The organism is Bordetella holmesii, assembly GCF_020735985.1.
GTDB lineage: Bacteria > Pseudomonadota > Gammaproteobacteria > Burkholderiales > Burkholderiaceae_B > Bordetella > Bordetella holmesii.
Map to the genome: position 1 here is coordinate 3,349,810 of NZ_CP085973.1, position 12,696 is coordinate 3,362,505.

8 protein-coding genes and 1 pseudogene are annotated in these 12,696 nt (G+C 63.9%); 6 read left to right on the forward strand and 3 right to left on the reverse strand.

Annotation, left to right across the window (positions count from 1 at the left end):
* The first annotated feature begins 97 nt into the window (after positions 1-97).
* Entirely contained in the window at positions 98-1,705 is a 1,608-nt protein-coding gene (locus LK440_RS16140; RefSeq protein WP_005017441.1) for a carboxyl transferase domain-containing protein, read from the forward strand.
* Between the two features lie 25 nt (positions 1,706-1,730).
* Positions 1,731-3,589, forward strand: a pseudogene (locus LK440_RS16145) (ATP-binding protein).
* Between the two features lie 14 nt (positions 3,590-3,603).
* Here the strand turns inward: LK440_RS16145 and LK440_RS16150 are convergent.
* The 3 genes from LK440_RS16150 to LK440_RS16160 form a co-directional block, all read right to left on the reverse strand.
* The gene (locus tag LK440_RS16150) at positions 3,604-3,849 is read right to left on the reverse strand and encodes a DUF1653 domain-containing protein (protein ID WP_005017439.1); all 246 of its coding nucleotides are present in this window, start codon (positions 3,847-3,849) and stop codon (positions 3,604-3,606) included.
* 56 nt (positions 3,850-3,905) lie between these two features.
* On the reverse strand, positions 3,906-5,096 hold the full coding sequence (locus tag LK440_RS16155; protein ID WP_005017437.1) for an acetylornithine transaminase: 1,191 nt from the start codon (positions 5,094-5,096) through the stop codon (positions 3,906-3,908).
* A gap of 131 nt (positions 5,097-5,227) precedes the next feature.
* Positions 5,228-6,241, reverse strand: coding sequence for a DSD1 family PLP-dependent enzyme (locus tag LK440_RS16160; protein ID WP_025341286.1), 1,014 nt, complete (start codon positions 6,239-6,241; stop codon positions 5,228-5,230).
* Positions 6,242-6,551: 310 nt separating this feature from the next.
* Here LK440_RS16160 and LK440_RS16165 point away from each other — a divergent pair, with 310 nt between their 5' ends.
* The 4 genes from LK440_RS16165 (at position 6,552) to LK440_RS16180 (ending at position 12,654) form a co-directional block, all read left to right on the forward strand.
* Positions 6,552-7,511: a TAXI family TRAP transporter solute-binding subunit gene (locus LK440_RS16165; RefSeq protein ID WP_005017433.1), complete on the forward strand. Its 960-nt coding sequence runs from the start codon at positions 6,552-6,554 to the stop codon at positions 7,509-7,511.
* Between the two features lie 100 nt (positions 7,512-7,611).
* On the forward strand, positions 7,612-9,639 hold the full coding sequence (locus tag LK440_RS16170; RefSeq protein ID WP_005020308.1) for a TRAP transporter permease: 2,028 nt from the start codon (positions 7,612-7,614) through the stop codon (positions 9,637-9,639).
* 183 nt (positions 9,640-9,822) lie between these two features.
* Positions 9,823-12,024 carry a TonB-dependent hemoglobin/transferrin/lactoferrin family receptor gene (locus LK440_RS16175; RefSeq protein WP_005017424.1) on the forward strand — a complete coding sequence of 734 codons (2,202 nt, stop codon included), beginning with the start codon at positions 9,823-9,825 and terminating at the stop codon, positions 12,022-12,024.
* A gap of 171 nt (positions 12,025-12,195) precedes the next feature.
* The gene (locus LK440_RS16180) at positions 12,196-12,654 is read left to right on the forward strand and encodes a DUF494 family protein (protein WP_005017422.1); all 459 of its coding nucleotides are present in this window, start codon (positions 12,196-12,198) and stop codon (positions 12,652-12,654) included.
* The last annotated feature ends 42 nt before the right edge of the window (positions 12,655-12,696 follow it).

Below are 12,696 nucleotides of genomic sequence, written 5' to 3' on the forward strand. Positions count from 1 at the left end.
GGGCGGGCCGCGTCGATAACAGGCTGGCAAACGGCCGCCGAGACAAACCGCGCCCCTGCCGGGTGCGCCTCTATTCCCAACCCAAGCCAGGACGGCCATGCCCATCATCGAATCCCGCATCGATACGCGCGGCGCCGATTTCGCAGCCAATGCGAGCGCCATGCAAACGGTGCTTGACGACCTCGAACGCCAACTGAGCGCCACCGCGCTGGGCGGCAGCGAAAGCGCGCGTGCCAAACATGTGGCTCGCGGCAAACTGCTGCCACGCGATCGCGTCGAGCAGCTCATCGACCCCGGCAGCCCGTTTCTGGAGTTCTCGCCGCTGGCCGCGCACGGCATGTACGACGGCGAGGCGCCGGGCGCGGGCCTGATCACCGGCATCGGCCGTATTGCGGGGACCGAATGCGTCATTGTGTGCAATGACGCGACGGTCAAGGGTGGCACCTACTATCCGATGACCGTCAAAAAACATCTGCGAGCGCAGGAAATCGCGCAGCAGAACAACCTGCCATGCGTCTATTTGGTCGACTCCGGCGGCGCCAACCTGCCGCGTCAGGATGAAGTCTTCCCGGACCGGGACCACTTCGGCCGCATTTTCTACAACCAGGCGGTGATGTCCTCTCAGGGCATCGCGCAGATCGCCGTGGTGATGGGCTCGTGTACCGCCGGCGGCGCGTATGTCCCGGCCATGAGCGATGAGTCCATCATCGTCAAGAATCAAGGCACCATCTTTCTGGGTGGCCCGCCCCTGGTCAAGGCGGCAACCGGCGAAGAAGTCAGCGCCGAAGACCTGGGCGGAGGCGACGTGCATACCCGGCTGTCGGGCGTGGTGGACCATCTGGCCGCCAACGACCGCCACGCATTGGAGCTGGCACGCAACGCCGTCGCCCGGCTCAACCGCCGCAAACCGCAGCCGCTGGCGCCGGCCGAGCCGCGCGAGCCGCGCTACGACCCCGCCGAGCTCAATGGCATCATCCCCGCGGACACGCGCAAACCCTTCGATGTACGCGAGGTCATCGCACGCATCGTCGACGGCTCGGAGTTCGACGAGTTCAAGGCGCGATACGGCACCACACTGGTCACCGGGTTTGCGCATATCCACGGCATGCCGGTGGGTATCGTGGCCAACAACGGCATCCTGTTTTCCGAATCCGCCCAAAAGGGGGCCCACTTCATCGAGCTGTGCGCACAGCGCAAGATCCCGCTGGTTTTTCTGCAAAACATCACCGGGTTCATGGTGGGGCGCAAGTACGAAAATGAAGGGATCGCGCGTCACGGCGCCAAGATGGTCACCGCGGTGGCCACCGCCAATGTGCCCAAGTTCACCGTCCTGATCGGCGGCTCCTTCGGCGCGGGCAACTACGGCATGTGCGGGCGGGCCTATTCGCCTCGCATGCTGTTCATGTGGCCCAATGCGCGGATATCCGTCATGGGCGGAGAGCAGGCGGCCAGCGTGCTTGCCACGGTCAAGCGCGATGGGCTGCAGAGCCGCGGCACCACGTGGAGCGCCGAGGAAGAAGAGGCCTTCAAAGCACCGATTCGCGCGCAATACGAACGCGAAGGCCATCCGTACTACGCCACCGCACGCTTGTGGGATGACGGCATCATCGCGCCGGCTGACACCCGCCGTGTGCTGGGACTGGCGCTATCAGCGGCGCTGAACGCCCCTATCGAAGAAACGCGCTTCGGCGTGTTCCGCATGTAAGCCACGCCGCACCAAGGAGTCGCTCGTGTTTACCACGCTCTTGATTGCCAACCGCGGCGAGATCGCCTGCCGCGTCGCCGCCACTGCCCGCCGCCTGGGGATGCGCACCGTGGCGGTTTATTCGGATGCTGACGCCAACGCGCGCCATGTCGCCGCCTGCGATACGGCCGTGTACATTGGTGGGGCCGAACCCCGCGCCAGCTATCTGCGCGCCGACGCCATTTTGCAGGCGGCACTAGCCACGGGCGCGCAAGCCATTCATCCGGGCTATGGCTTTCTCTCCGAGAACGAAGCGTTCGCGCAAGCCGCCAGCGACGCGGGCATTGCCTTTGTCGGTCCGCCGGCGGCGGCGGCAAAGGCATGCGCGTGGTGGAGTCAAGCGGCACCTTCCTCGATGCGCTGGCTTCCTGCCAGCGCGAGGCGCGTGCCAGTTTCGGTGACGATCGCGTACTCATCGAGCGTTACCTGCAAAAGCCGCGCCATATCGAAATCCAGGTGTTTGCCGACAGCCAGGGGCAATGCGTCTATCTGTTTGAACGCGACTGCTCCGTGCAACGCCGCCACCAGAAAGTCATCGAGGAAGCGCCTGCGCCTGGCATGACGGAGCAGCGGCGGCAGGCCATGGGCGAGGCGGCGGTGGCTGCCGCCAAGGCCGTGGGCTATGTCGGCGCAGGCACGGTGGAATTCATCGTCGAACCCGACGGACGCTTCTATTTCATGGAGATGAATACGCGGCTGCAGGTCGAGCATCCTGTCACCGAGATGATCACCGGCCTGGATCTGGTCGAATGGCAGTTGCGCGTGGCCGCGGGCGAGCCGCTGCCGCTGACCCAGCAAGCGCTGCAGATCGACGGCCATGCCATCGAAGCACGCATTTATGCCGAGAATCCGGAGAAAGGATTCCTGCCCTCCATCGGTACGTTGAGCTATCTCGCACTGCCGCCACACACGGCGTTTGCCAATGGCGACATCCGTGTGGATGGTGGCGTGCGCATGGGCGACACCATCACACCGTTCTACGACCCCATGATCGCCAAACTGATCGTGCGTGGCGCAGACCGCGATCAGGCACGCGCGCGCATTGTGCAGGCGCTGGCACGGACGCAGGCTGTCGGTGTGCAGACCAACGTGGCGTTTCTCACCCGGCTTATGCAGGATGATGCCTTCGCCCAGGCAGACTTGGACACGGGCCTGATCGAACGCCGTCGCTGCTCGCTGCTGCCGGATGCCCAGCCGGCGAGCCTGGAATCCCTGGCCCTGGCCAGCGTGGCCATACTGGTCAAGGAGGGCCTGGCCAACGACGCGCAGCGCAGCACGGCCGCCTCCGACCCCTGGAACGCGCGCGACGGTTGGCGTCTGAGCGGACACTACCGTCGTCTGTTGTCCTGGGATGATCAGGGTCAGATCCGCGAGGTCATCCTGCAGCGCAACGCAGCGGGTTGGTCTCTGAGCGCCGGCGACACTCCGGTGACATTGCAATGGCGCGCGCATCCCAGCGCCAATCCCGAACTCGCCTACGATCTGCGCCTATCGCTCGATGGCCGGGACGTCAGCGGCAATGTCGTGCTGCATGGCGAACGTGCGCATATCTTTCGCCAGGGCACCACCGTCGTTCTGGAGCGTCGCGACAAATATGTCAGCGACGACCAGGAAGGGCACGGCGGTGGCCTGACCGCTCCCATGCCAGGCAAGATCATCGCCATTGCCGTCCAGGCCGGCGACAGCGTTCAGAAGGGGCAGGCCTTGCTGGTCATGGAGGCCATGAAGATGGAGCACACCATTACCGCGCCGGCCGCGGGCGTGGTGAGCAAGATCTTCTATGCCCTGGGGGATCAGGTCACCGACGGCGTGGCGTTGATCGCGCTAAGCGAGACTGAGCAGTAAGGTGACGTGGGGCGTCAGGCCGCTGGACTGGCCGGCCCCACATAGCTGAAGCGCGGCACGTCGCCCGCCTCGGAGCCGACCGTCTCGTTCCAGATGCGCAACAGGCGCGTGTTCATGGGCAGGCCGTCGCGGGGATAAAGCCTGACGTAGACGACGACGATGTCGTCGGTCTCATCGGCCCGGGCCAGGCCCAGCGCCAGATAATGCTGACCCTTGTAGTGGCGATAAACGCCGGGCCGAAAGTCGTCGATGGCTGACATGGCATCTCCAAAGCAAGACAGCCGCATGACGCGGCTGTCGGAGGATACGAAAACGTTTACTTGCGAACGGTGGCGATCAGATGATCGAGCTGCTCCAGCATGGTGGCCGTTTCCGCCTCGGTCACGTTCAGCGCGGGCATGAAGCGCAGCAGATTGCCGCGCGGAGCATTGAGCAGCAGCCCTTGCGGTTCTAGTTGACGTGCTGCCTCGACGATGGCCGGACCGTAGTCGCCATCGAGCTTGAGTGCACGCAACAGGCCCATGCCACGCTCGCCGCACAGGCCGAACTTCTGCGACAGAGCCAGAAGACCTTCGGACAATTGACGGCCGCGATCCTGCACGCTTTCCAGGAAGCCCGGTGCGGCCAGCACGTCGTACACCGCTACCCCCACTGCCGTGCACAACGGGTTGCCGTTATAGGTCCCGCCCTGTTCACCGTGCGAGAACACGCTGACCGATTCGCGCGCCAGCAACGCCGCCAGCGGCACGCCGCCGCCGATCCCCTTGCCCAGCGTCATGATGTCGGGCACCACATCAAACTGCTGATAGGCGAACATGGTGCCGCTGCGGCCCATGCCCGTCTGCACTTCGTCGACGATCAGCAAAAGGCCATGCTCGTCGGCCAGCTTGCGCAGGCCCTGCATGAACTCGCGCGACGCCGGGATGACGCCAGCCTCGCCCTGGATGGGTTCGAGCATGATGGCGACCGTCTGCGCATCGATGAGTGCACGAACCGAATCCAGGTCGTTCAGATCGGCCTTGGGAAACCCATCGACCTGCGGGGCGAACATCGTGTCCCAGCCCGGTTTGCCCGAGGCCGACATCGTCGCCAGCGTGCGGCCATGGAAGCCGTGGTCCATGGTGATGATTTTGTAGGCGCCGTTGCGATGCACACGGCCCCATTTGCGGGCCAGCTTGATGGCCCCTTCGTTGGCTTCGGCGCCGCTGTTGGCGAAGAAGACACGATCGAACACCGAACCGGCCGTCAGGCGTTGAGCCAGTTCCAGCGAGGGCAGGTTGTAGAACGCGGGCGAGGGATTCATCAGCAGGCCGGCCTGCGTGTGCAGCGCCTGCTGCATCTCGGCCGCGCAATGTCCCAGCGCGTTGACGGCCCAGCCCTGCACGAAATCCAGGTATCGCTTGCCCGCCTGATCCTCCAGCCAGGAGCCCTGACCGCGCACGAACACCAGGTCCGGACGGGAGGTGATCTCCATGAGGTTATTGACATTCAACTGGCTGAATTCCATGGCAGTTCCGCAAAAAGAAACAGAAAGGGTGGGGGAGAAAAACAGAAATTTAGCACCTTGGCGAGGCGCCCCCGTTTTCGGGCCGCAGAAACGGGGGCAACACCGGCCAGGATCACGGTCCCGTTGCGGCGCTATCGACTCAGGCCGCGCGCGGCGATCGGCCAGACATCCACGACCACGCCCTCGCGCAACACCACCACATTGTCATGCAGGTTGAAGGCTGGATCGACGTGCGGCAGCACCAGCAGCAAGGTCTCGCCCAGCGCCGGCGCCGCGGTGCCTTCGTCGACGCGCACGATGCCGTGCTCGTCATTGGCCGCCGCGTATAACAGGCCGGGCCGGCCCTCGATGCGCGGCAGGCCGGACTCGATGGTGGCGGACTTCAGGCCGGCGTCCAGGATGATGCGCCCGGCAGCCGGCGTGCTCATAACCGAGGACAACAGGTGAAGACTCGTGCCGAAAGTCAGCGGGCCGACCCACTCATTGGCGCCGTAATCGCCGTCCATAAAGGCGTATGACCCGGCCTGCAATTCGGTATAGACGCCGCTGGCGGCGTCGAACTCCACGCTGCCAGTGCCACCTCCGGTAATGCGCTCGCAGGTGATGACATGGGCCCGCAACAGGGAGGCATAGCCTGCCGCACGGGCGGCGGCCTGCGCGCACCGCGCGGCGCGCTCGGCGTGGCCGCGCACATGCTGCACCGAGCCGTGGTAGGCCTGCAGTCCGCCAAACCGCAGGCCCTGCATGGCCTCGGCGGCGCGTGCCAGCGCCAGCACGTCGTGGTCATCGACCACGCCGCAACGCCCTTGGCCGACATCGACCTCGACCAACACGGTGATGCGGGCGCCGGCTTGCGCCATGGCCGCGGCCAGCGCCTGCAGGTTGTGCATGTAGTCCACGCAGACGCTGACATCGGCCTGCACGGCGATCTGCGCCAGAAGGGCCAGTTTGGCCGCGCCGACGACCTCGTTGCTGATGTGAATATCGCGTATGCCCGCCTGCAAAAAGGGCAGTGCCTCGCTCACCTTCTGGCAGCAGATGCCGCGCGCGCCCAACGCCATCTGGCGACGCGCCACCTCCGGGCATTTATGCGCTTTGGCATGCGGTCGCAAGGCCACACCGTGACGGTCGGCCCACTGCTGCATGACGCTCAGATTGGTCTCGAACACATCGAGATCCAGCACCAGACTGGGCGTATCGACCTGCGCCAGGAGCTGGCCGGGCAGGGCAGGTTCAGGCAAGTAAAGATCGTTGGAAAGACGTGTGGACACCAGCGTTTGCTCCGCGCATGACCCCGCATCCATAACAAAACCCGGGGCAATCATAACCATAGGGCCCAGTGGCCCCCAGGTAAACCATACCCTTCGGGTCATTGGCTAAGCAATCCCCGCGTGACACACTGGCGTTGTTAAACACACAACAATCACAGAGCCAGTTTTCACGGAGAAACTTTACATGTCGCTCAAAACATGGATCAAAACCCTGACGCTTGCCGTTGCCATCGCGGGCACGGCCACTTCGGCTCAGGCACAGCAGTTCTTCCGCATCGGCACGGGCGGCACGGCTGGCACCTACTACCCCATCGGCGGCATGATCGCCAACGCCGTTTCGCAGCCGGGCAAACTGATCGCCACGGCCGCAGCCTCCAACGGCTCGGTAGCCAACATCAATGGCATTCTGGGCGGCTCTTTCGAGTCCGGTTTCACGCAATCCGACGTGGCGTACTGGGCCTACAACGGCAGCGGCACGTTCGAGGGCAAGCCCAAGGCCCAGGACCTGCGCCTGGTGGCCACCCTCTATCCGGAAAGCATCCATCTGGTCACTCGCAAGGGCTCCGGCATCAAATCGGTGGCCGACCTGCGCGGCAAGCGCGTCTCCATGGATGAGCCGGGCTCGGGCACCCTGGTCGATGTGCGTCTCATCCTGGGCGCCTACGGCATGACCGACAAGGACGTCAAGGCCGAGTACCTCAAGCCCAATCAGGCTGGCGACAAGATCAAGGACGGCGGACTGGACGCCTTCTTCTTCGTCGGCGGCGCCCCGGCAGGCGCCATCGCCGAGCTGGCCTCGAGCGCGGGCATCGAAATCGTGCCCCTGGTCGGGCCGGAGATCGACAAACTGCGCGCTGACCAGCAGTTCTTCACGCCTGACATCATCCCGGCCAATACCTATCAAGGTGTGGGCGAGACCAAGACCATTTCGGTCAACGCCCAGATGGTGACCTCGGCCAAGCAGCCCGAAGAAACCGTCTACGAAATCGTCAAAGCCATGTATAGCGATCCCACCCAGAAAACCCTGGCCGCCGGCCACACCAAGGGCAAGCTGATCAACAAGGAAAACGCCGTCAAGGGTGCCGACATTCCCTTCCATTCGGGCGATGAAAAGTACTACAAGGAAGCCGGACTGCTGAAGTAAGCCGAACTCCCAGCTCGACCCCAACAGGCCACGGCATGCCCAGCAGCCGTGGCCCTGTCTTTATCCGGTGGGCCTTGCCCACCTGCGAGATGCATTGGCCATGGAAATAGACCACGACAAAACCCAGAAGCTGGCCGAACACTATGATTCGGAGATCCGCTTCCGGCCGCTGGACAAGACCGCTACCTGGATCGTCTCACTGCTACTGGTGACGCTATCCGTGTTCCACTACTACACGGCAGGCTTTGGCCTGTTGCGCGAAGCCACCCACCGAGGTGTGCATCTGGCCTTCGTGTTGAGCCTGATCTTTCTGGTCTTCGGGTTCAGCAAGGCGCACTACCAGCGCGAACCGAAGTCGACCTGGTACAGCCCCGGCGGCGTGCCGCTGTATGACTGGATCATCGCCATCGTGCTGGCGCTAAGCGTCCTGTACATTCCCTACATCTTCGAAGACCTGGCGTTCCGCGTGGGCAACCCGCTGACCATGGACGTGGTCATGGGCAGCATCCTCATTCTGGGCCTGCTCGAAGGCACGCGCCGCGCCATGGGCTGGCCGCTGCCCATCATCGCGTTGGTCTTTCTGGCCTATGCTGCGTTCGGCCCTTACTTCCCCGGCCTGCTCAAGCATGCAGGCAACAGCTGGTCTCAGATCGTCAACCACATGTACCTCACCAGCCAGGGCATTTATGGCGTGGCCGTTGGCGTGGTGGCGACCTACGTGTTTCACTTCGTGCTGTTTGGGGTGCTGGCCACACGCATTGGCCTAGGGCAGCTGTTTCTTGACATCGCCTCCACCATCGCCGGCCGCTACGCGGGCGGCCCGGCCAAAGTGTCGGTGTTCGGTTCCGCCATGTTCGGCATGCTGTCGGGCTCGTCAGTGGCCAATGCCGTGACCGTGGGGTCGCTGACCATCCCGGCCATGATTCGCATCGGCTACCCGCGCCACTTCGCCGGCGCAGTCGAGGCAGCATCGAGCACCGGCGGACAGATCACGCCGCCCATCATGGGCGCGGCGGCCTTTCTGATGATCGAGTTCCTGGGCATCCCTTATCAGGACATCGCCATCGCGGGTATTTTCCCGGCGTTTCTGTATTTCTTTGGCATGTTCATGCAGGTGCACTTCGAAGCCAAGCGCGAAGGCCTGCGTGGACTGACCGCCGAAGAAATGCCCAAGCTGCGCGCCTCGTTCAAGATGCGCTGGCCCACGCTCATCCCGCTGATTCTGCTCATCGGTGTTCTGGCCAGCGGCCGCACCCCGTATCTGGCCGCTTTTGCGGGCATCACGGGCTGCATCGTGGTCGGGCTGCTCAATCCGTTCCAACGCCTGCGTTGGCGCGACCTGTACGAAGCCTTTGAAACCGGAGCCAAGTATGCCCTGGCCGTGGGCGCGGCCGCCGGCACCGTGGGACTGGTCATCGGCGTGGTCACGCTGACCGGCGTAGGCTTCAAGATCTCCTATATCGTGATTATGGCCTCACAGGTCATCGCATCCGGAGTGGGAAGCGTCATCCCGGAGGTGGTCGCCAACGCCCAAAGCCTGACGCAGATCGCTGCGTTGGTGATGACAGGCATCGTCTGCGTGATCATGGGTTGCGGGGTGCCGACCACGGCCAACTACCTCATCATGGTCGCGGTTGCCGCCCCCACGTTGGTGCAGTTGGGTGTACAACCGATCGCGGCACATTTCTTTGTGTTCTATTTCGGCATCCTGGCCGACATCACGCCCCCGGTGGCGCTGGCCGCCTACGCGGCGGCCGGCATGGCGGGCAGCGATCCCTTGAAAACCAGCGTCACCGCCTTCAGGCTGGGGATCACCAAACTCATCGTGCCCTTCGTGTTCGTGTTTTCGCCGTCGCTGCTGATATCGGTCAAGGGCTTCACCTGGCACGATTTCGGCGTGACGTTGGTGGGCTGCATGATCGGTCTGGTGCTGCTGTCGGCGGCGTTCTCGCGCTACTTCCTGGTGCCGATGAAGTCCTGGGAACGCTGGCTGTTCACGATCGGCGCGCTGCTGACCATCGTGCCTGGCGCTCTGAGCGGCATCATTGGGCTGGTGCTGTGCGTGCCAGCTTTCTTGAGTCAATGGCGCGGCTGGAACCATCAACGCAGCGCTGCGGCGCCGGCCTGACACACGGTTTTACAGGCAAGGCCAACGAAAACCCCCATGCGGGGTTTTCGTTTTTTAAGGCCGGCGACTTCTCCCACAGTACAAAACGAAACGCGCTGCAGTAATCGGTCCGCCCAAAAATTAGTATGGCGTCTCACGCGTTCTTAGTGTGCAGCGCGCTCGCGCCTGACGTTGTACCCGCGCATGTTTGAGCCCAAACCCCTGGCCCTGGCTGCCCTGTTTCTTCCCTCCCTGGCCATCAGTTCTCCCAACGACGACGCGTCCGACTCGCGGCTGATCTTCACATTGCCTGCGCAGCAGGTCGTAGCCGACAGCGTCGAACTCAGCCGCTCCGAGCTCAACCAGACCGATATCGACCGTGCCCAGGCCGACAACTTCGCCAGCCTGGTCGACCGGTTACCCGGCATCGCGATGGCCGGCTCTGCGCGGCCGGGTGGGCAAAGCCTGAACATCTGGGGCTTGGGCGACACCGAAGACGTCAAGCTGGTACTCGATGGCGCCCCCAAGGGGTTTGAAAAATACCGCCAGGGTTCCGTCTTCATCGAGCCCGAACTCATCCGGCGCATCACCGTGGACAAGGGGCCGCACAACCTGTTGGACGGCACGGCGGGCTTTGGCGGCACGGTTCGCATAGACACCAAGGATGCCGGCGAACTCCTCGCACCTGAGCAACGCTTCGGCGGCCTGGTCAAATACGGACGCCACAGCAATGACGGGCAAGACATCTACAGTGGCGCGCTGTTTGGGCGCACCGATCACGCCGATGGCCTGATCTACGTCAATCGCCGCGATGGCGGCAACCTCAGGCGCCCGGATGGCAGCCGCTTCCCCTTTTCCGGCAACAATGCTCAGTCCTATCTGGCCAAGACCAACCTTTATCTGGGCACCAGTCATAGCCTGAGCGTGTCGGCGATGCAATCGACCGCGCATGGCTGGCAGCCCTTTGCCGCCAAACGCGACGATCTGCCTGCTCCCTCGTTGGCGGACATCCGCCGCTGGGGCCTGACCGGAGCCTGGCGGCGGCGGCTGGTGTATCGCGACCAGAGCGACCGCACCCTGAGCGCGCGCTACACCTATGCCCCGGCCGACCAACCCTGGCTCAACCTGACGCTGTCGTATGCCCATTCGCGTACGGCCCAGCATGACCGCCGGCCCGACAACGCCTCGCGCAGTGCCTTTCTCGGCACGCTGGGTAATCGCAGCTGGGTTGACTACCGCGATCGCGTGCTCGAACTGCGCAACCTCGCCAGCATTGCTGCAGGCAGCGTCGAGCATGGCCTGCTGCTTGCCGCACGCTGGCACCAGCATGATCGCGACACCTTGATGTACTACCCCGCGGGCTCCCGTGACCGGGACTACAACTACGGCTATTTTCAGCCCTACTACATGCCGGCAGGCCGCCAGACCGTACGCAGCCTGGTGGTGCAGGATGCCATCCGCGTCGCCGCAGTCACCATCACGCCCGGCGTACGTTACGACCACGTCGTCAACCTGGGCCATCCGAACGATGCTCCGCGCTACAACAGCCCCCTGCCTTCCGTGGGCCATGACTATCGCCGCGTGACCTACACCGGCTGGACGCCCCACCTGGGCGCGCTCTGGAAGGCACAGCCCTGGCTCGATCTGCTGGCCGACGTCACGCGCGGCTGGCGTGCGCCGGTCATCGACGAGCAATACGAGGTCCAGTACGCCCGCGCGTCGGTAACTGGCACCAGCCGTTCACTGCGGCCCGAACGCATCCTGGGTTGGCGTGCCGGAGCCATCGTCACGCTGAAGGACGTGCTGGCCCCGCGCGACAACCTCGTGCTGCGCGCCACCGTGTTCGGCAATCGCGGCAAGGACGAAATCTTCGTGCGGCGTGGCGTGCTTTGCGCCAATAGCCCCTGCGAGCGCCCCCTGTCCAACTACCGGAATCTGCCGGGTTACCACATCGAAGGCCTGGAGCTGGAGTCCGCCTACGACAGCGCCCGGTGGTTCGGCAAACTCTCCCTATCCGCCATTCGGGGACGGCGCGACACTTCGCCCAGAGACCCGGCCGGCCAGCGCAGCTGGATTGCCGAGATTCCGCCCTTGGCCGCGCACGCGATGTTAGGCCTGAAGCTGGCGCGCTACGGCATGGCTGTGGGCTGGACGGCCGACTTCGTGCGCCGCCAGGATCGATCTCCCACGCAAAGTGATCCGCTAGCCGTTTTCTGGGCGCTGCCGGCCTCCAGCGGGTACGCGCTGCATGGCCTGTTCGCGCATTGGCAACCGCCCCAATGGAAAGGTCTGCACGTCCGCGTGACCGTCGACAACCTTTTCAATCGCGACTACCGGCCCTATCTGGGAGAGTCCGTCGCCGGCCTGGGCCGAAACGTCAAACTCAGCCTCTCTCAACGCTTCTGAGCGGCCGCAACGGGGGTACGTCCCCCGCGCGGCGTCCCCTGGGTGCAACGCCCTGGATATCCTTGATGGAATCGCGGTTGATCCGAGTGACCGTTCCGCGTAAAGTAAAATCATGTTTGCTGGTCTGCCGATTTGCGGGCCGACTGTGCAAACCGGCAACTTACTCGCCATATGTTCGATATCCTGGTTTATCTGTTCGAAAACTACTACACGCCGCAAGCCTGTCCTGCGGCAGATGTGCTGGCAAAACGGCTTGCAGCCGCCGGCTTCGAGCACGAAGACATCGACGATGCGTTGGGATGGCTCTACGGCTTGGCCGAAACCACGGAACGCTGCGTCGATCTTGCCCACACGTCTGCCACGGGTTTCCGGGTCTACACCGACGCCGAGTATCAACAACTGGGCACCGCCTCCATTGGTTTCATCACCTTCCTGGAGTCGGCCGGCGTGCTGCCTGCCCCCTTGCGCGAAATCGTGATCGATCGCGCCCTGGCCTCGCCCGAGGCGCCAGTCTCCCTGTCCAAGATCAAGATCATCGCCCTCATGGTTCTCTGGAGCCAGGAGGCCGAGATAGACAATCTGGTGCTCGAAGAACTGCTCGACGACGAAGAAAATCATCGCCTGCATTGATGCCGGCGGCCACTTCCTCGAACCATCAGGGGGCGACAACGC